Annotated in this window: 18 protein-coding genes; 11 read left to right on the top strand and 7 right to left on the bottom strand. The window is 70.4% G+C overall.

Going from position 1 to position 17,827, the window contains the following annotated elements; genetic code table 11:
* Position 1: 1 nt before the first annotated feature.
* Positions 2 to 274 (bottom strand): hypothetical protein, encoded by a 273-nt coding sequence (locus tag A4W93_RS19215; protein ID WP_085752137.1) that lies wholly within the window; start codon positions 272 to 274, stop codon positions 2 to 4.
* Positions 275 to 376: 102 nt separating this feature from the next.
* On the opposite strand from A4W93_RS19215, the gene A4W93_RS19220 reads away from it, so the two are divergent.
* The 4 genes from A4W93_RS19220 (at position 377) to A4W93_RS19235 (ending at position 5,180) form a co-directional block, all read left to right on the top strand.
* Complete coding sequence (locus A4W93_RS19220; RefSeq protein ID WP_085752138.1) at positions 377 to 931, top strand: YaeQ family protein; 555 nt, start codon at positions 377 to 379, stop codon at positions 929 to 931.
* Between the two features lie 101 nt (positions 932 to 1,032).
* Complete coding sequence (locus tag A4W93_RS19225; RefSeq protein WP_085752139.1) at positions 1,033 to 1,317, top strand: GNAT family N-acetyltransferase; 285 nt, start codon at positions 1,033 to 1,035, stop codon at positions 1,315 to 1,317.
* 97 nt (positions 1,318 to 1,414) lie between these two features.
* Positions 1,415 to 3,490 carry a prolyl oligopeptidase family serine peptidase gene (locus A4W93_RS19230; RefSeq protein ID WP_099960076.1) on the top strand — a complete coding sequence of 692 codons (2,076 nt, stop codon included), beginning with the start codon at positions 1,415 to 1,417 and terminating at the stop codon, positions 3,488 to 3,490.
* 112 nt (positions 3,491 to 3,602) lie between these two features.
* On the top strand, positions 3,603 to 5,180 hold the full coding sequence (locus A4W93_RS19235) for a carboxylesterase/lipase family protein (protein WP_157782195.1): 1,578 nt from the start codon (positions 3,603 to 3,605) through the stop codon (positions 5,178 to 5,180).
* 191 nt (positions 5,181 to 5,371) lie between these two features.
* Here the strand turns inward: A4W93_RS19235 and A4W93_RS19240 are convergent, their stop codons facing one another.
* Entirely contained in the window at positions 5,372 to 5,530 is a 159-nt protein-coding gene (locus A4W93_RS19240; RefSeq protein WP_085752142.1) for a DUF3309 family protein, read from the bottom strand.
* A 233-nt stretch (positions 5,531 to 5,763) separates the two neighbouring features.
* Between A4W93_RS19240 and A4W93_RS19245 the strand changes: the two genes are divergently transcribed.
* Together A4W93_RS19245 and A4W93_RS19250 are read left to right on the top strand one after the other, a co-directional pair.
* The gene (locus tag A4W93_RS19245) at positions 5,764 to 6,294 is read left to right on the top strand and encodes a chemotaxis protein CheW (RefSeq protein WP_085752143.1); all 531 of its coding nucleotides are present in this window, start codon (positions 5,764 to 5,766) and stop codon (positions 6,292 to 6,294) included.
* A 166-nt stretch (positions 6,295 to 6,460) separates the two neighbouring features.
* Complete coding sequence (locus A4W93_RS19250; protein ID WP_085752144.1) at positions 6,461 to 8,218, top strand: methyl-accepting chemotaxis protein; 1,758 nt, start codon at positions 6,461 to 6,463, stop codon at positions 8,216 to 8,218.
* Positions 8,219 to 8,249: 31 nt separating this feature from the next.
* Here A4W93_RS19250 and A4W93_RS19255 read toward each other — a convergent pair whose 3' ends face one another.
* Positions 8,250 to 9,968, bottom strand: a complete 1,719-nt coding sequence (locus A4W93_RS19255; protein WP_085752145.1) for a long-chain fatty acid--CoA ligase — start codon at positions 9,966 to 9,968, stop codon at positions 8,250 to 8,252.
* A gap of 208 nt (positions 9,969 to 10,176) precedes the next feature.
* Here A4W93_RS19255 and A4W93_RS19260 point away from each other — a divergent pair, with 208 nt between their 5' ends.
* Entirely contained in the window at positions 10,177 to 11,688 is a 1,512-nt protein-coding gene (locus A4W93_RS19260; RefSeq protein WP_085752146.1) for a PQQ-dependent sugar dehydrogenase, read from the top strand.
* Between the two features lie 33 nt (positions 11,689 to 11,721).
* Positions 11,722 to 12,288: a 3'-5' exonuclease gene (locus tag A4W93_RS19265; RefSeq protein ID WP_085752147.1), complete on the top strand. Its 567-nt coding sequence runs from the start codon at positions 11,722 to 11,724 to the stop codon at positions 12,286 to 12,288.
* 1 nt (position 12,289) lies between these two features.
* Here A4W93_RS19265 and A4W93_RS19270 read toward each other — a convergent pair whose 3' ends face one another.
* On the bottom strand, positions 12,290 to 12,637 hold the full coding sequence (locus A4W93_RS19270) for a hypothetical protein (protein WP_085752148.1): 348 nt from the start codon (positions 12,635 to 12,637) through the stop codon (positions 12,290 to 12,292).
* Positions 12,638 to 12,683: 46 nt separating this feature from the next.
* Positions 12,684 to 14,534 carry a serine/threonine protein kinase gene (locus A4W93_RS30290; protein WP_218919155.1) on the bottom strand — a complete coding sequence of 617 codons (1,851 nt, stop codon included), beginning with the start codon at positions 14,532 to 14,534 and terminating at the stop codon, positions 12,684 to 12,686.
* Between the two features lie 116 nt (positions 14,535 to 14,650).
* On the opposite strand from A4W93_RS30290, the gene ppnP reads away from it, so the two are divergent.
* Positions 14,651 to 14,971, top strand: coding sequence for a pyrimidine/purine nucleoside phosphorylase (gene ppnP, locus A4W93_RS19280; protein WP_085752149.1), 321 nt, complete (start codon positions 14,651 to 14,653; stop codon positions 14,969 to 14,971).
* A 101-nt stretch (positions 14,972 to 15,072) separates the two neighbouring features.
* Here the strand turns inward: ppnP and A4W93_RS19285 are convergent, their stop codons facing one another.
* Positions 15,073 to 15,606 (bottom strand): VUT family protein, encoded by a 534-nt coding sequence (locus A4W93_RS19285; protein WP_085752150.1) that lies wholly within the window; start codon positions 15,604 to 15,606, stop codon positions 15,073 to 15,075.
* Positions 15,607 to 15,608: 2 nt separating this feature from the next.
* Positions 15,609 to 16,625 carry a UDP-N-acetylmuramate dehydrogenase gene (gene murB, locus A4W93_RS19290; protein ID WP_085752151.1) on the bottom strand — a complete coding sequence of 339 codons (1,017 nt, stop codon included), beginning with the start codon at positions 16,623 to 16,625 and terminating at the stop codon, positions 15,609 to 15,611.
* Between the two features lie 40 nt (positions 16,626 to 16,665).
* On the opposite strand from murB, the gene A4W93_RS19295 reads away from it, so the two are divergent.
* Together A4W93_RS19295 and A4W93_RS19300 are read left to right on the top strand one after the other, a co-directional pair.
* Positions 16,666 to 17,154: a YajQ family cyclic di-GMP-binding protein gene (locus A4W93_RS19295; RefSeq protein ID WP_085752152.1), complete on the top strand. Its 489-nt coding sequence runs from the start codon at positions 16,666 to 16,668 to the stop codon at positions 17,152 to 17,154.
* Complete coding sequence (locus A4W93_RS19300; protein ID WP_237357582.1) at positions 17,147 to 17,797, top strand: retropepsin-like aspartic protease family protein; 651 nt, start codon at positions 17,147 to 17,149, stop codon at positions 17,795 to 17,797. The genes A4W93_RS19295 and A4W93_RS19300 overlap by 8 nt, the downstream gene beginning before the upstream one ends.
* Positions 17,798 to 17,827: the final 30 nt, after the last annotated feature.

Here is a 17,827-nt window from a genome sequence, read left to right on the forward strand (position 1 = left end):
CTCAGCCGAGCCCCTTCTCGATCGCCTGCGCCACGAGCGCATTGACGCCGCCCTCCGTGGTGGCCGCGCGCTCGTTGAGGCGCCGCACCAGGTCGGCCGGCAGCTTGCACGCGAACGGCACGAGGCCGGCGGCCGCATCGAGGCGGCGCTGCTCCCGCTTGTCGACCACGGCGTTCGCGCCTTGCGCGAACCGGTCGGGCACACCCGCCCCCTTCATCCGGCCCTCGATCTTGTGGGCCAGGTTCTTGGTCAGGTCGAACTTCTTCATCGTCATCGGTATACCTGCATGTCCATCGTCGTCAGCCTGCATTGTCGCCGGGCGGCGGAGGCATCTGGTCTAATCCCCGATCCTTTCTCTCCACCGACCGGTTCCGCCATGGCGCTCAAGGCCACGATCTACAAAGCCAACCTCCAGCTCGCCGACATGGACCGTAACGTCTATGGCGACCACGGCGTCACGATCGCCCGGCACCCGTCCGAGACCGACGAACGCATGATGATGCGGGTGCTGGCCTTCGCGCTGAACGTGCCGGCCGACAACCACAACGGCGACCTCGACTTCGCGAAAAGCCTGTGGGACACCGACGAGCCCGACCTCTGGCAGAAGGACCTCACGGGCCAGATCGTCCACTGGATCGACGTGGGCCAGCCCGACGACAAGCGCATGATGAAGTCGAGCCCGAAGGCCGAACGCGTGTCCGTGTACGCCTTCGCGTCGAGCACGCCGGTGTGGTGGAGCGGCGTCGCCACGAAGATCACGCGCGCCCGCAACCTCACCGTGTGGCAGGTGCCGGCCGAGCAGAGCCAGGCGCTCGCCGAACTGGCGCAGCGCACGATGCAGCTGCAGGTGACGGTGCAGGACGGCACCGTGTGGATCGGCGACGGCCAGCGGTCCGTCGAGGTCACGCCCGAGCGCCTCACGCCGGTCTGAACGGCGCGGCCACCGCACCGCGGTCAGGGAAAAACCGGGACCCGGAGGGGGTGTCCCGGCGGGATGGACCAGAATGGGCCCCTCACCGACCTCGACACGCCATGCCAGACACCGCACCCGACGTCATCCACAACGCCCACGAACAACGCTTCGAGTCCACCATCGACGGCCACCTGAACGTGGCCGACTACGTGCTCTCCAACGGCACCCTCGTGATGACCCACACGGCGGTGCACCCGTCGCTGCGGGGCCGTGGCGTCGCCGCCGCCCTCGTCGAACGCGCCCTCGAATTCGCGCGCGCCGAGGGGCTCAAGGTCGACCCGGTGTGCTCGTACGTGCAGGGCTACCTGCAGCGGCACCCCGAGTCCCGCGGCCTCGTCGCCTGACTGCGCCGCGCACGTGCCCCGGCCGATGCCGGTCCCTTTCGTCCGCCGGGCCTTCGGGCTCCTCGCGGGCGCCCTTGTCCTGTCCGCCTGCACCCACATGACGACCTCGCCCGCCGCTCCCACCCCCACCGCCCCCGACGCCGATCCCCTGCTGTGGCTGGAGGACGTGTCGGGTGACGCCGCCCTCGACTGGGTCCGCGGACAGAACCAGCTCTCGCAGGCCGAGCTCACCGCGCGGCCCGAGTACGCCCCCACGCGTGCTCAACTGCTCGAGGTGCTCAACGCACGCGACCGCATCCCGTACGTGGTGCGCCGCGGCCCGTGGCTCTACAACCTGTGGCAGGACGACGTCCACAAACGCGGCCTCTGGCGCCGCACCACGCTCGCCCAGTACAAGCTGGCGGCGCCCGACTGGGAGACCGTGCTCGACCTCGACGCCCTCGCCACGTCCGAGAACGAGAACTGGGTCTGGGGCGGCGCCGCGTGCCTCGGGCCCGACTACCGCCGCTGCCTGATCCTGCTGTCGCGCGGCGGTGCCGACGCCAAGGTCATCCGCGAGTTCGACGCGGTCGAGAAGCGCTTCGTCGACGGCGGCTTCTTCCTGCCCGAGGCCAAGTCCGATGTGGACTGGATCGACGAGGACACGCTCTACGTCGGCACCGACTTCGGCCCGGGCTCGCTCACCGACTCCGGCTACCCGCGGGTCATCAAGCGCTGGCGCCGCGGCACGCCGCTCGCGGACGCCGTCACCGTGTTCGAGGGCGAGGCCCGGGACGTGGCCGTGGGCGTGTCCGTCGACAAGACGCCGGGCCACGAGCGCACGCTCTTCAGCCGCGCCACCGACTTCTACAACCAGAAGTACTTCCTGCTCGACGGCGACCGCCTCGTGCCGCTCGACATCCCGAGCGACGCGTCGCCCAGTTTCCTGCGCGACACGATGCTGCTGGGCCTGCGCTCCGAGTTCCAGGGCTTCCCGAGCGGCGCGCTGCTGCACACCGACGCGGCCGCCTACCTGCGCGGCGAACGCCGGCTGCAGGCGATGTTCACGCCCAGCGCCACCCGCTCGCTGTCGGGCTACGCGTTCACGCGCGACCACGTGGTGCTCAACGTGATGGACAACGTCGCGAGCCGCCTCGAACTGTTCCGCAAGGACGGCGCCACCTTCACGGGCCGCCCCATCGAGGCCCCCTTCCCCGGCAGCCTGGGCGTGAGCCCGCTGCACGACCCGCTGCTGCCGTCCGACGACCTCGCCGAGAGCTACCTGCTCACGTACACCGACTTCCTGACGCCCGACTCGCTCTACCTCGGCAGCACGCGCGACGACCGGCGCGAGCCGCTGAAGTCGCGCACGGCGCTGTTCGACTCCGGCGGCCAGCGCGTGGAGCAGCGCTTCGCCACGTCCAGGGACGGCACCCATGTGCCGTACTTCGTGGTGTGGCCCGAGGGCGCGCAGGCCGACGGCACCAACCCCACGCTGCTCTACGGCTACGGCGGCTTCGAGATCTCGCTCAAGCCCTGGTACTCGGGCGGCTTCGGCCGGGCGTGGTACCGCCGCGGCGGCGTGCTGGTCGTCGCCAACATCCGCGGCGGCGGCGAGTTCGGCCCGGCGTGGCACCAGGCCGCGGTGAAGGAGCACAAGCAACGCAGCTACGACGACTTCATCGCGGTGGCGGAAGACCTCGTCGAGACCGGCGTCACTTCGCCCGCGCAGCTCGGCATCATGGGCGGCAGCAACGGCGGCCTGCTCGTGGGCGCCACGTTCGTGCAGCGGCCCGATCTGTTCAACGCGGTGGTGTGCCAGGTGCCGCTGCTCGACATGCGCCGCTACCACACGCTGCTCGCGGGGGCGTCGTGGATGGCCGAGTACGGGAACCCCGACGTGGAAGCCGAATGGTCCTTCATCTCGAAGTACAGCCCGTACCAGAACGTCAAGGCGGGCGTCACGTACCCGAAGGTGCTTTTCACCACGTCCACGCGCGACGACCGCGTGCACCCCGCCCACGCCCGCAAGATGGCCGCCCGCATGATGGCGCAGGGACACCCGGTGCTGTACTACGAGAACATCGAGGGCGGCCACGGCGGCGCGGCCGACAACGAGCAGCGGGCCCACCTGCAGGCGCTCGAGTTCAGCTACCTCTGGCAGCAGCTCGGCCGACGCGTCAGCGAAAAGTGAACCCCCGTGTTTTCCGCAGCTTGAGGAGCGTCGGGTCTCCGTCTTAGACTGGACACGCAGCGCCGCGCACGCGCTGACATTCCAAAAAAGACGGAGACTCACAATGAAGGTTATGCCCGCCACCCCGGGGTTGGGGAAGTTGATCCTGTCGTGCGCACTCGCCGCATCGATGTCCGCCACGCTCGTGGCCTGCGGTGACGACGACGAGCCCGCGGCGCCCCAGGGCCCCCTCGTCACCACCACCTCCGGCGCCGTCCGCGGCAACGACGGAACCACCTCCCAGTCCTTCCTCGGCATCCCGTACGCCGCGCCCCCGGTCGGCGCGCTGCGCTGGGCGCCGCCGGCCGCCGTCACCGCCTGGACCGGCGAACGTGAGGCCAAGCAGTTCGCCGCGCACTGCGCGCAACCGGCCAGCCCCTTCGGCGTGGCGTCCACGTCGGAAGACTGCCTCTACCTGAACGTCTACACGCCCAAGACCGCCGGCCCGCACCCGGTGATGGTGTGGATCCACGGCGGCGCCTTCTACCTCGGCCTGGGCGACGGCTACAAGCCCGACGCGCTGGTCGCGCAGAACACCGTGGTGGTCACGCTCAACTACCGCCTCGGCGCGCTCGGCTTCATGTCGCACGCCGCGCTGGCCGCGGAACAGGGCGGGAAGTCCGGCAACTACGGCCTGATGGACCAGCAGGCCGCGCTGAAATGGGTGCGCGACAACATCGCGAAGTTCGGCGGCAACAAGGACAACGTCACCATCTTCGGCGAGTCGGCCGGCGGCTTCAGCGTCAACGCGCACCTGGCCTCCCCGGGCTCGGCGGGCCTGTTCCACAAGGCCATCGCGATGAGCGCCGCGTACCCGTTCAGCCTCGGTCAGGACGCGCCCGCCGCGGCCGAGGCCAAAGGCACCAAGGTCGTGGACGCCACGTCCTGCAAGGCGACCCCCACGACCGCCTGCCTGCGCGCGCTGCCCGTGGCCTCGCTGCTGCAGGCCCAGATGGCGGCCTGGCCGAGCGGCCCCATTCCCTCCGTCGACGGCGTCGTGCTGGCCAAGGACGTGAAGACCGTCTTCACCGAGCAGACGCAAGCGAAGGTGCCGGTCATCCAGGGCACCACCCACGACGAATGGCGCCTGTTCGTGGCCCAGAGCGAACTCGCCAACGGCCCGCTGACGGCCGCCACGTACCTGCCCACCATGCAGGCCACGCTCGGCCCCATCGCCAACGCCGCGCCGTACTACCCGGTGCCGGCCACGGCCGACGGCTACAGCGTGACGCTCGGCGCCATCGGCACCGACGCCGTGTTCGCCTGCAACGGCCGCCTCGCCACGAAGCTGCTGACCGCCGGCGGCAACACCGTCTACGCGTACGAGTTCAACGACCCCAGCGCCCCGCAGACCCTGCCGGGCACGCTGAGCTTCAAGACCGCGGCGGCGCACACCAGCGAACTGCAGTACCTGTTCTCGATGGGCGGCGCCTCGACGTTCACCCCGGCCCAGAAGTCGCTGTCGGACACCATGGTCGGCTACTGGTCGCGCTTCGCGCGCACGGGCAACCCGAACGGCGGCACCGCCCCGGGCTGGACGGCCTACGTGTCCGCGCAGGACACCTTCCAGAACCTGGCCCCGACGGTCGCGCCCATCGGCACGTTCGCGGCCGACCACAAGTGCACGACGATCTGGACGCCGGGCGTCTGACGGCAAAACGCCCCGTCGCGACGGGGCGTGAGGAACAGGGAACCGGGTGATCGAGAACCCACCCGGTCCCGACGAGGTATCGAAGGTGCAGGGGAAAGCTCGGCGGACCCTTCACCTTCCATACGACGGCAAGTTCACCTTCGCGGTCCCACAACGGGCCGCGAAGGTTTTTTTCTGGTGCGAGCCGGAGCCTAGATCCTGCCGAGCAGCAGCAGCACGATCACGATCACCAGCACCAGCCCGACACCGCCGGTGGGACCGTAGCCCCAGCTGCGGCTGTGCGGCCAGCTCGGCAGCGCCCCGATCAGCATCAGGATCAGCACGATCAGCAAAATGGTACCCAAGGTCATGGTCTCGCTCCGGTGGTTGTTTCAGGCCTCCACGGTAGGCATTCGGCACCGCACGCGACAGCCCGCGGCGGCCCGTCCGGATGTCGGTGCGCGGCCTTCCCCGGTGTCGCTGCCCTCCTACATCCGTGACGTCTGCCGCAGAAACATGGGTTTCCACTCGTCCGATCCGCGGCGGGGTTTCGTAACCTTCGGTTAACGTGCGCCATCCGCGCTCCTGCCCGAAAGCCCAGTCGATGTCTCCAGCGATCACCCTCGACGACACCCCGTTCGAGCCCTCCTCCGGCGCCAGCAGCCCGGCCACCACGGCGGGCACGCTGGCCAACGGGTCGGAGTTCCTGACCTTCAAGCTCGGTGGCGAGGACTACGGCCTGGACCTGCTGCGCGTGCAGGAGATCCGCTCGTTCGAGGAGCCCACCCGCATCGCGAACGCCCCGGCGGGCGTGCTGGGCGTGCTCGACCTGCGCGGCGTGATCGTCCCCGTGGTGGACCTGCGGGTGCACCTCGGTTTCCCGCAGGCGCCCCGCGACGGCAACACCGTCGTGATCGTGCTGGCCATCACCGGCCGCGTGGTGGGCGTGGTGGTGGACGGCGTGTCCGACGTGATCGCCATCGGCCCGAAGCAGCTGCGCCCGGCCCCCGAGTTCAACGCCCGCCTCGAGCGGCGCCACGTGATGGCCATCGGTGCGGTGGACCGCCGCATGCTGATCCTCGTCGACATCGACGCCCTGCTCGGCGAACCGTCGCTCGGCCTCCTGTCCGTGTAGGCCACGGAGGGTCCCGGCCGGCCTCACGGGCCACGCCAATTCAAGTCCCGGCCCTTTCGGCCGAAGAATCTGCCAAGCCCTGTCCGCCCACCGGTCGGCAGGCGCGGCGGGTGTTCATGGGGAGCGTCCGACCGAGGTTTTCTACCGGTCGGTGTGAAAGCGCTCCGTGAATTTCAAGACCCTCAGCATCGGCAAGCGCCTCGGCCTGTCTTTCCTGGCCACACTGACGATCACCGCCCTGATCGCCGCCACCGGTGTGTGGCGCCTCGAAACCCTGAAAGACGCCAGCGCGCACCTGGCCACCGTCGAGATGGAGCGCCAGGCGCTCACCCAGGGCTGGGCCGCGCTGATCCGCATGAACTGGGTGCGCGCCTCCGCCGCCCTGACCTCCAGCGACCGCGCCGTGCAGGACGCGCTCAAGATCGAGATGGACACCGCCTCGGCCCAGATCGGCGAGAAGCAGAAGCGCCTCGAGGCGATGGTGGACGACGACACCGGCCGCAAGCTGCTGGACGAGGTCGCCCGCACCCGCGAGGCCTACCGCGTCAAGCGCGCCGCGCTGCAGAAGCAGAAGCAGGCCGGCGAGGACGTGGTGGGTGCGGTTCACGGCGAACTGCGCCCGCTCGCGGACACCTACCTCGCCTCGCTCGACGCCATCGAGAAATCCATGAGCGACCGCCTGGCCGAAAGCCAGGCCGCCACGGCCTCGGCCGCCACCGCCAGCCAGTGGCTGCTGGGCCTGGGGGCCGGCGCGGCGATCGCGCTCGGCGTGCTGCTCGGCTGGCTGACCAGTCGCTCGATCATCCGCCCGGTGCGGCATGCCGCCCGGTCCGCCGAAGCCATCGCCCAGGGTGACCTGACCCTCGCCATCGACCCGGTGGGGCCCACCGAGACGCGGGTGCTGCTCACCGCGGTGCGCGACATGCGTGACCGCCTGGCCACGATCGTCCACGGCGTGCGCCAGAACGCCGAGTGCGTGGCCATGGCCTCCGGCGAGATCGCCGACGGCAACAACGACCTCAGCGCACGCACCGAGGAACAGGCGAGCGCCCTGGAGGAGACCTCCTCGTCGATGGAACAGCTGTCGGGCACGGTACGGCAGAACGCCGACAACGCGGCCCAGGCGAACCAGCTCGCGATGCACGCCTCCGACGTGGCCGCGCAGGGCGGCGAAGTCGTGTCCCGCGTGGTCGAGACGATGAAGGGCATCAACGACAGCTCGAAGAAGATCGTCGACATCATCGGCGTGATCGACGGCATCGCGTTCCAGACCAACATCCTCGCGCTGAACGCCGCGGTGGAAGCCGCCCGGGCCGGGGAACAGGGCCGCGGTTTCGCGGTCGTGGCTGGCGAGGTGCGTTCGCTCGCGCAACGCAGCGCCGAAGCGGCCAAGGAGATCAAGACGCTGATCTCGACGAGCGTGGAGCGCGTCGAACAGGGCACGAACCTCGTGGACCAGGCCGGCGGCACGATGGAGGAGGTGGTCACGGCCATCCGCCGCGTGACCGACATCGTGGGCGAGATCAGCTCGGCCAGCAGCGAACAGAGCCTGGGCGTGTCCCAGGTGGGCGAGGCCATGGCCCAGATGGACCAGGCCACGCAGCAGAACGCCGCGCTCGTCGAGGAGTCGGCGGCCGCCGCCGAAAGCCTCAAGGCCCAGGCCCAGCAGCTGGTGGCCGCGGTGGCGGTGTTCCGTCTCGCGTCCGGCGGCACCCCGGCCCCGGTGGCGGCGCCCGCCCCCGCACCGCGCGCACCCGCGCCGGTGATCCAGCGCACGATGGGCGGCGCCCCGCTGGCGCCGGCACCTCAGCCGGCCAAGGTGGTGCGTTCGACGGTCAAGGCACCGGCAGCGCCCGCCCCGGCACCGACGCCCGCCCCCGCCCTCGCGACCACCGCGGCAGGCGACGACTGGGAAACCTTCTGATCCCCACGGCGGACCGGCCCGCGGCTGAACCTCAGCCCTTCTCCTGGTCCTGCAGCAGGCGCCACATGACCTTGCCCGAGCCCGACTTGGGCAGCGAGTCGACGAACTGCACGATCTTCGGCACCTTGTAGGCGGCCATGTGGTCCTTGGCCCAGTTCGTGATGTCGTCGGGCGCGGTCTTGCCCTTGGCGTCGGCGCGCAGCACGACGACCGCCTTCACGGTCTCGCCGCGGTAGCTGTCCTGGGCCGAGATGATGCAGGCCTCCTGCACCGCGGGGTGCTTGTAGAGCAGCATCTCCACCTCGGCCGGCCACACCTTGAAGCCGCTCGCGTTGATCATGCGCTTGAGGCGGTCGGTGATGAAGAAGTAGCCTTCCTCGTCCATGCGGCCCAGGTCGCCGGTGCGGAAGAACTTCTTGCCCTCGAACTCGACGAACGCGGCCGCCGTGGCCTCGGGCTGGTTCCAGTAGCCCTTGAAGACCTGCAGGCCGTGGCTGATGATCTCGCCCACCTCGCCCACCGGCATCTCCTTGAGCGTGACCGGGTCCACCACGCGCGAATCGACGCCGAAGGTGGGAATGCCCAGGCACTGCTGCTTCGCCCGCTCGGGCGGGTTCGCGTGCGTGGCGGCGCAGGTCTCGGTGAGGCCGTAGCCTTCGGCGAACACCAGGTCGAACTCCTTCAGCAGGCGCTCGGCCACGGCCTGCGGCATGGCCGCGCCGCCGCCGTTGAGCGCCTTCAGGCTGCTCAGGTCGAAGCTCTTGTAGTTCGGGCTGCCGAACAGGTCGATGATCATCGTGGGGATGCACGTGAAGTGCGTGACCCGGTACCGGGAGATCATGCGGCCGGCGAGTTCACGGTCCCAGCGCGGCAGGATCACGACCGTGCTGGCGGCGAACACCGCCGCGCACACGGTGCCGGTCATGCCGGTGATGTGGAACATGGGCACCACGCCCAGGCTCACCGCCTCGGGGCCGCCGTGGGCCCACTGGATGCCCACGGTGTTCGACATCACCGTGGCGTGCGTGTGCATGCAGCCCTTCGGGTTGCCCGTGGTGCCCGAGGTGTAGGGCAGCACGGCGAGGTCGTCCGGACCGGCCGTGTGCGGGCCGGGGACGCGCTTCGCGGCGAGCACGTCGGTCCAGCGCACGTACTGCGTGGCCGGGGTGGATTCGGGCATCGGCGGGTCGAGGCGCAGCCACGCCTCGACCGGCGCGGGCGGCGCGAGTTCGGGATCGATGGGGCCCTCGGGCATCGCATCGGTGAACCGGCTCACCAGCACGTGTGTCAGGCGCTGGCCCTCGGGCACCGCGGCGTTGGCCGCGGCGACCACCGCCGCGCCGTCGGCCGTGCAGATCGCCACGCGGGCCGCCGGGTCGGTGATGTAGTGGCCGAACTCGTCGGCCTTGTTCATCGGGTTGACCGGCACCACCACCGCGTCGGCACGCAGGATGCCGTAGTACGCGGCGACGAACTGCGGGCAGTTCTGCATGTAGAGCGCCACGCGGTCGCCCTTCTTGACGCCGACTTCCTGCAGCCACCCGGCGATCGACTCCGCCTGCTGCTGCAGTTCGGCGTACGAGAGGGGCTTTCCGAAGAACACGTATGCGGCTTTCTGCGGGTAGCGGCGTGCCGAGACCTCGAGGTTGAACCAGAGGGACGTGGACGGCACGACGAGTTCGCGCGGCAGGCGCTTGGGCCAGACGGCTTCGTGCGGACGGGGGGCTTTCACATCGGCGGACACGGGCATCTCCAGAGCGTTTTTGTGGGTCCCTGAGATATATCCGAATGCAGCGATTTCGCGTGTCACGGTCACGACCCGAAGCCCTGGTAAAAACCCGGAGAAAGCACCCTCAAGCGCCTTTGCGAGGCAGGGCCTAGAACATCTGGTTTCCCGAGCCTTCGGGTTCTGTGGCACAACTCCGGACCCACCCTTCCGTTCCACGAGCACGCAGCCCATGAAACCCACCGTCTCCCGCTTTCGCCTGATCGCCCTCAGCGCCTGCATCGGCGCCCTCATGGTCGCCTGCGGTGGCGACGATGCCGCACCGCCCGACACCACCGGGGGTGGCGGTGGCGGCGGTGGCGGTGGCGGTGGTGGCGGCAGCACCGGGGGCAGCGGGGGTGGCGCCGACAACGTGAAGCCGGTCGCCCAGCTGACCTCGCCCGCCAACCTGGCGGACGCGCTCACCGGCACCCTGAACCTGCAGGCCACGGCCACCGACAACGTGGGCGTCGCCTCGGTGGAGTTCCAGATCGACGGCGTGGCCATCGGCACCGCCGACACCACGGCCCCGTACGCCGCCACGGTCAACGTGGCCGACCACCCGGCCGGCCAGCACATCCTCCGGGCCCGCGCACGGGACGCGGCGGGCAACCTCTCCGACTGGTCGACGTCCACCGTGCGCTTCGGCGGCTCCGCTACCGTGCCGAAGGGCTTCTCGCAGAACAACGCCTGGATCACCGGGCTCCACAGCGCCACGTCGATGGCGCAGGCACCCGACGGCCGGCTCTTCATCGCGCAGAAGGGCGGCACCATCCGGATCGTGAAGAACGGCGCGCTGCTGCCCCAGCCCCTCGTGGACAACAGCGTCAACACCGACTCGGCCGGCGAACGCGGCTTCATCGGCATCGCCATCCACCCGGACTTCGCCACCAACGGCTACGTGTACGTGCACTACACGAACACGGCCGGCGGCTCGCACGGGCGCATCAGCCGGTACGTGGTGAGCGGCGACGTGTCCGACGGCGTCGAAACCGTGCTCGTCGACCTGCCGGTGCTGAGCAGTGCCACCAACCACAACGGCGGCGCCATCCACTTCGGCCTCGACGGCAAGCTCTACGTGGGCGTGGGGGACAACGCGGACCGCACGCGGTCGCCGCTGCTCACCAGCGTGTTCGGCAAGGTCCTGCGCTTCAACGACGACGGTTCGATCCCCACCGACAACCCCCACTACGCCACCCAGACGGGCCAGGCCCGGGCCATCTGGGCGCGCGGCCTGCGCAACCCGTTCACCTTCGCGGTCCAGCCCGTCACCGGCACGCTCTACATCAACGACGTGGGCGAAGGCACCTGGGAGGAGATCGACGTCGGCGCGGCGGGCGCCAACTACGGCTGGCCGTCGAGCGAAGGCCCCACCACGGATGCCGGCATCACCGCCCCGCTGTTCGCCTACAACCACGCCGCGGCCACCCCGCCGGGTTCCGGCCCGGGCGGCTTCCTCACCGGCTTCTCGATCGCCGGCGGCGCCTTCTACCCGGCCAGCGGCCCGTTCGCGGCCAACTACCGCGGCAACTACTTCTTCGCCGACTACGTGAGCCGCTGGGTGGGCCGCCTCGACCCCGCCAACGGCAACGCGGCCAGCACCTTCGCCACGCTGGCGGCGAACCCGGTGGACCTGCTCGTCGGGAACGACGGTGCGCTGTACGTGCTCGGCCTCTCGGGCATCACGCGCATCGCCGTCAACTGATCCACCCGGGCCGACTTATTGCTTTGCAGGACCATGGCCGCCGTCATCGCCCCCGCCCCCACCCCGCCGCGCACCCGCGCCGGGGTGCCGGCCATCCTCGACATCGAGGCGTCGGGGTTCGGGCGGGCCAGCTACCCCATCGAGATCGGGTACATCCTCGCGGACGGCAGCACCTTCTGCACGCTGGTGCGTCCGGCCCCGGGCTGGACGCACTGGGACCCGTCGGCCGAGGCGGTGCACCACATCTCCCGCGCGGCCCTCGAACGCCACGGCCGGCCGGTGAACGAGGTGGCGCGGCTGCTGAACGACCGGCTGCGTGGCCAGACGCTCTACACCGACGCCTGGGGCCACGATTACGCGTGGCTCTCGTCGCTGTTCGAGGAAGCGGGCCTGGTGCCGCTGTTCCGTCTCGACAGCCTGCGCAAGCTGCTGACCGACGACGAGGCCGCCCGCTGGAAGCGGGCGAAGGACCAGATCACCGGCGAGTTCTCGGTGGCACGCCACCGCGCGAGCGTGGACGCGTGGCTGCTGCAGCAGACCTGGCTGCGGCTGCAGCACCGGCCGGGTGGCGAATGCCTCTTCTGCGACCTGCCCGAGTAGGTCACTGACGCCGGGTCGCCCCGGACGTCCAGCCCGCCGGCTCGTACACATCGACCATCGGCAGCCGGTTTTCCGTGTAGTGCACCTCGGTGAGCACCGGTGCACCGAGCGTCGGCAGCACCTGCCGGAACAGCGCGCGGGCCGAGGCCAGGTCGTTCACGTCGACGTCGATGCGGTGGAAGGCCACGCGGCGTGCACCGTCGGGGCCGGAGTCCCCGAGCGACTCGCCCGAGCTGATCACCTCGCCCAGCCGGAGGTCGGCCAGCGCCTGTGCCACGCCATCTTCCAGCGTCCGGTCGCGGACCTCGGCATGGCGGGCGGCGGGCACCTTGATGTAGACGAACGGCATGAAGGGCGACTGTACGCCCGTTGCCGTCCGCGTGCCGGTCAGCCGCTCACCACTCCGAGTCGCGGCGCAGCTGCACGCACTGGGGATGGTCCACCAGGGCACCCTGGGTGCAGACGCGCTGCATGCAGCTCGACATCGACCCCGTGGCGCGGGCGTTGCACACGTCGCGCGGCGTCTGGGCCGCGGCCGCCGGGGCGGCGGGGGTGGCGGCCGGCGTGCGGGGGCGCGCGGGCTGCGGATTGGCGCGGGGCGCCGGCGTGGGCGCCACCGCGGTCACGGGCGGGGGCGTCACCGGGGTTGTCGCGGGCGGCGGGGCCACGGCCGGGGCGACCGCGCTGGCGGACCAGTTCGGCACGGCGACGACGGGCGGCGGGGCAACCGCCGCTGGCGCGGGGTCGACCGCCGGCGTGGCGGGCGTCGCCGGCACGGTGGCCGGGGCCACGATCACCGGCACCGCGGCCGACGCGGCCACGGCGGGCGGCGTGACGGGTGCGGCCGGCTTGCCCAGCCGGTCCTTGAGCAGCAGGTAGCCCAGGGCCACCACGACGAGCAGCACGGCGCCCAGCACGCCCAGCATCAGCCCGGTACGCGAGCCCGACCCGGTGGCCTCGGCGGGTGCATCGGCCCCGTCGAACATCGGTGGCAGCGCGCGCGACGTGCGCGGCGGCGGTGCGGGAGCCACGGGCGGGGCCGACACCGCGGGCGGTGCCGGCGGCGGCGGCGGCGGTGGCGGCACGGGCACGGCAGCCGCCGGCGGACGCACGGGTGCCGTCCCGGTGGCGCCGCGGGGCGGTGCGGCGATGGTGGCATCGGCCGGCGTCGCGGCCGGCTTCGTGACCACCGTCAGTTCGAGGTCCACCGGGGCCGCATCGTCGGTCTGCTGGGTGCGGTCCCAGCCCGCGGCCGGCGGGGACACCGGAACGGCGGGGGCGGCCGGCACGGGGGCGGGCTGCTCGGGCGGGTCCACGCGCCCTTCGAGCGCATCGCGGAACTGCTGGACGTTCTGGGGCCGTGTGTGCGGGCTCACGGTCAGCGCCCAGTCGATGGCCTTGAGCACCTTGAGCGGCATGCTGCCCGTGACTTCGCGGGGCAGCGTGGTGAGCGGCACGTGGTCGTCGTGCACCGCCCGCGACGCCGACGGCTTCGGCGGGCGCCCGGTCACGACGAAGTGCAGCACCGCGCCGAGCGCGTACAGGTCGGTCCACGGGCCCTGGCGCAGGTGGCCCACGTCGGCGTACTGCTCGATGGGCGCGTAGCTCGGCTTGAGCACGGCCGTCAGCGACTGCGTGCGGTCCCCGATCACGGCGCGCGCGGCGCCGAAGTCGAGCAGCACCGGCGGGCCGTCGGGCAGCAGCAGGATGTTGTCGGGAGCGATGTCCCGGTGGTACACGCTCTCCTTGTGCAGCACCTCCATCGCCCCGAGCAAGGGGTCGACGAGGCCGCGCAGCCAGCTTTCATCGGGCGTGTGCAGCATCGCACGGCGCTCGTCCTTGAGCGTGCGGCCCGGGTAGAACGGCATCGCCATGTACGCCGTGCCGTTCGCCTCCCAGAACCGGTACACCTTGACGAGCGACGGGTGGTTGAAGCGGGCGAGCAGCTTGGCCTCGTTCACGAACGAACGCAGGCCGATGTTGAACGTGTCCTGGTGCATGCTGGAGCGCAGCGACACCTCGGTGCCGCGCCCGCGGGCCGCCATCATCGACGGCATGTACTCCTTGACGGCCACGAGGCGGTCGAGGGCGTGGTCCATCGCGAGGTACACGATGCCGAAACCGCCCACACCCAGCACCTTCAGGATCTCGAACTCGCCCAGGCGCGTGCCGACGGGCAGCGCGTCGTGCTCGTCCTGCAGGGGCGCGCTGCCGGTGCTGGTGGTGGGGGGGAGACTGCTGGTCATGTGGCGCGCGGGGCGGGTCCGGACATGGGGCGAGAGCTTATCGCAGCGCACCCGCCTCCCGGCCCCCTCTTTCCGGTGTCTAGAATCGCGATTTCCTCACGAAACCGCCCACTGTCATGAGCAACATCACCCAGAGCCTGGCCGGCAAGGTCAGCACCAAGGCCAACGTCTACTTCGACGGCAAGTGCGTCTCGCACAGCATCGAACTCGCCGACGGCACCAAGAAGAGCGTGGGCGTGATCCTGCCCGCCACGCTGAACTTCGGCACCGGCGCCCCGGAAATCATGGAACTGATCGACGGCAGCTGCCGCGTGAAGCTCAAGGGTGAGAGCGAGTGGAAGACGTACTCGGGTGGCCAGTCGTTCTCGGTGCCCGGGAACTCGTCGTTCGACATCGAAGTGACGACCGCCCTGCACTACATCTGCCATTTTGGTTGAGCCCCCCAGTCGCTTCGCTCCTGCCCCCGAGGGGCGCCACGGGTCGCCCGGGAAACCCGGGCTCGCGTGTGGCTTGATGGCGGGCGACGCTTCGCTGGCCCTCAGCGCGCGGGGGCCCAGGCCTGGAGGTGGGGCAGCATCCAGCGGTACGGCAGCAGCAGCACCGCCGCCATCAGCCACTTGATGCCCAGGTCCCCGGCCGCGAGCTGCATCCAGTCCATCCCGGTCCCCGCGAACGCGATCGAGAAGAACACCGCGGTGTCGACGACCGACGCCACCGCCGAGCCGATCAGCGGGGCCTTCCACCAGCTGCTCTGGCGCCAGCGGTTGAACACGGCCACGTCCATCAGCTGGGCGATCAGGAACGCCGCGCCCGAGGCCACGCCGATGCGCCACGGCGCAAGCGCCAGCGACACGGCCACCGCCACCGGGAAACCGATCCACACCACCCGCCGCGCGCCCTGGGCGCCCACGGCCCGGTTCGTCAGGTCGGTGACGAGGAAGGCCACGGGGTACGTGAACGCCCCCCAGGTCAGCCAGTCGTTGATGGGGAACTGCACCAGCCAGTTCGAGGAGACGATCACGGCGACCATGGCCGCGATGGGGCGCCACAGGCGCACGAAGGTGTCGCCCATCGTCAGACCACCACCGGTTCGGGTTCGAGGCGGATGCCGAAGCGGCCGTACACGCTCTCCTGGATGGCCTTGGCCAGCAGCATCACCTCGGAGCCGATGGCACCGCCGCGGTTGACGAGCACGAGCGCCTGCTTCTCGTAGACGCCGGCCTTGCCCACCGACTTGCCCTTCCAGCCGCAGGCATCGATCATCCAGCCCGCCGCGAGCTTCATGGTGCCGTCGGGCATCGGGTAGTGCACGATCTCGGGGTCGCGGCCGATGATGTCGCGGCACTGCTCGGGCGTGACCACCGGATTCTTGAAGAAGCTGCCGGCGTTGCCCACCACCGCCGGGTCGGGCAGCTTGGCGCGGCGGATGGCGCAGATCCAGTCGAACACCTGACGCGGCTCGGGCCGTGTCACGCCGTGTTCGGCCATCTTCCGTTCGAGCTCCAGGTAGCCCAGCACCGGCTGCCAGGGTTTCGGCAGGCGGAACCTCACGCGGGTGATGACGACCCGTCCGGCCAGCGAATGCTTGAAGACGCTGTCGCGGTAGCCGAAGGCGCAGAACTCCCCGTTCAGCGTGACGCTGCGCCCGGTGAGCAGGTCCACGCCGTCGAGCGACTCGAAGCGGTCCTTCACCTCGATGCCGTACGCCCCGATGTTCTGCACCGGCGACGCCCCGACGGTGCCCGGGATCAGCGCGAGGTTCTCGAGGCCCGGCAGTCCCTGGTCGAGCGTCCACGCGACGAAGTCGTGCCACGTCTCGCCGGCGCCGGCCTCGACGATCCAGGCGTCGGCGCGCTCCTCGACCACGCGGAGGCCGCGCACCTCCACCTTGAGCACCACCTGGGGCATGTCGCGGGTCAGCACGATGTTGCTGCCCCCGCCGAGGATGAACTTCGGCGTGGTGCCCAGGTCCGGGTGGTCGACGACCTGGCGCACCCCGGCATCGTCCGTGATGCGGACGAGTGTCTGGGCCACCGCCGGCAGGCCGAAGGTGTTGTAGGGTTTCAGGCTCACGCCGGACTCGATTTGCATGGCAGAATTTTCGCTGATTAAGCGAACCCGAGAAAATTCCATGCCCAGCTTCGATGCCGTCCTCGATCCCAACCTCGTGGAAGTGCGCAACGCCGTCGACAACACCGCCAAGGAAATCGGCACGCGTTTCGACTTCAAGGGCTCGTCCGCCAAGGTCGAACTCAAGGAGAAGGAACTCACCGTCTTCGCCGACAGCGACTTCCAGATCGGCCAGGTCCTCGACATCCTGATCGCCAAGCTCACGAAGCGCAACGTCGACATCCGCTTCATGGACCGCACCGCCAAGATCGAGAAGATCGGCGGCGACAAGGTCAAGCAGGTGATCACCGTCAAGAGCGGCATCGACGCCGACACCGCGAAGAAGATCCAGACCGCCATCAAGGGCAGCAAGCTCAAGGTGCAGGCCTCGATCCAGGGCGACACCGTCCGCGTGACGGGCGCCAAGCGCGACGACCTGCAGGCCGCGATGGCGCTGATCCGCGCCGACGTGCCCGACGCACCGGTATCGTTCAACAACTTCCGTGACTGACGCCGTGCGCCGCCTGGCCGCGGGCCTCGCCCTCGCGGGCTGCGCCGGCCTCGCGGCCGCCCAGCAGGTCTCGATGAGCGGCAGCCTCGGCGCCAGCAAGGCGCTGCTGATCATCGACGGCCAGCCGCGCACGGTCGCGGTGGGCAGCACGGTGGGCGGCGTGCGCCTGATCAGCACCGGCCCCGACCAGTCCGTGGTCGACGTGGGCGGCCGCCGCCTGACGCTGATGATCGGCGCCGCCCACGTGGGCAACAGCCCGGACACACCCGGCGACGGCACCCGCATCGTGCTCTCGGCCAGCACCGGCGGGCACTTCTTGGCCACGGGGTCCATCAACGGCTCGAGCACGCAGTTCATGGTCGACACCGGCGCCACGTCGGTCGCGATGAGCCAGGCCGAGGCCGACCGCCTCGGCGTGAAGTACCAGCAGGGACGCCAGGGCAAGGCCCACACGGCCGGCGGCGAGGTGACGCTGCACCGGGTGCGCCTGGCCGCCATCCGCATCGGCGACGTGACCGTGCGCGACGTGGACGCGGTGGTGCTGCCCACGCCGATGCCCTACATCCTGCTCGGCAACACCTTCCTGTCGCGGTTCCAGATGACCCGCCAGAACGACATCATGACCCTCGACCGGCGCTTCTGACCGGTCTTCCTCGGGACGCCGGATTTCATT

This window comes from Piscinibacter gummiphilus (assembly GCF_002116905.1).
GTDB classification, from domain to species: Bacteria; Pseudomonadota; Gammaproteobacteria; order Burkholderiales; family Burkholderiaceae_C; genus Rhizobacter; species Rhizobacter gummiphilus.

Excerpts from the sequence above, each read along its gene's own strand:
- A4W93_RS19215 (WP_085752137.1), bottom strand. The coding sequence starts at position 274 with ATGACGATGAAGAAGTTCGACCTGACCAAGAACCTGGCCCACAAGATC.
- A4W93_RS19220 (WP_085752138.1), top strand. The coding sequence starts at position 377 with ATGGCGCTCAAGGCCACGATCTACAAAGCCAACCTCCAGCTCGCCGAC.
- A4W93_RS19225 (WP_085752139.1), top strand. The coding sequence starts at position 1,033 with ATGCCAGACACCGCACCCGACGTCATCCACAACGCCCACGAACAACGC.
- A4W93_RS19230 (WP_099960076.1), top strand. The coding sequence starts at position 1,415 with ATGACGACCTCGCCCGCCGCTCCCACCCCCACCGCCCCCGACGCCGAT.
- A4W93_RS19235 (WP_157782195.1), top strand. The coding sequence starts at position 3,603 with ATGCCCGCCACCCCGGGGTTGGGGAAGTTGATCCTGTCGTGCGCACTC.
- A4W93_RS19240 (WP_085752142.1), bottom strand. The coding sequence starts at position 5,530 with ATGACCTTGGGTACCATTTTGCTGATCGTGCTGATCCTGATGCTGATC.
- A4W93_RS19245 (WP_085752143.1), top strand. The coding sequence starts at position 5,764 with ATGTCTCCAGCGATCACCCTCGACGACACCCCGTTCGAGCCCTCCTCC.
- A4W93_RS19255 (WP_085752145.1), bottom strand. The coding sequence starts at position 9,968 with ATGCCCGTGTCCGCCGATGTGAAAGCCCCCCGTCCGCACGAAGCCGTC.
- A4W93_RS19260 (WP_085752146.1), top strand. The coding sequence starts at position 10,177 with ATGAAACCCACCGTCTCCCGCTTTCGCCTGATCGCCCTCAGCGCCTGC.
- A4W93_RS19265 (WP_085752147.1), top strand. The coding sequence starts at position 11,722 with ATGGCCGCCGTCATCGCCCCCGCCCCCACCCCGCCGCGCACCCGCGCC.
- A4W93_RS19270 (WP_085752148.1), bottom strand. The coding sequence starts at position 12,637 with ATGCCGTTCGTCTACATCAAGGTGCCCGCCGCCCGCCATGCCGAGGTC.
- A4W93_RS30290 (WP_218919155.1), bottom strand. The coding sequence starts at position 14,534 with ATGACCAGCAGTCTCCCCCCCACCACCAGCACCGGCAGCGCGCCCCTG.
- ppnP (WP_085752149.1), top strand. The coding sequence starts at position 14,651 with ATGAGCAACATCACCCAGAGCCTGGCCGGCAAGGTCAGCACCAAGGCC.
- A4W93_RS19285 (WP_085752150.1), bottom strand. The coding sequence starts at position 15,606 with ATGGGCGACACCTTCGTGCGCCTGTGGCGCCCCATCGCGGCCATGGTC.
- murB (WP_085752151.1), bottom strand. The coding sequence starts at position 16,625 with ATGCAAATCGAGTCCGGCGTGAGCCTGAAACCCTACAACACCTTCGGC.
- A4W93_RS19295 (WP_085752152.1), top strand. The coding sequence starts at position 16,666 with ATGCCCAGCTTCGATGCCGTCCTCGATCCCAACCTCGTGGAAGTGCGC.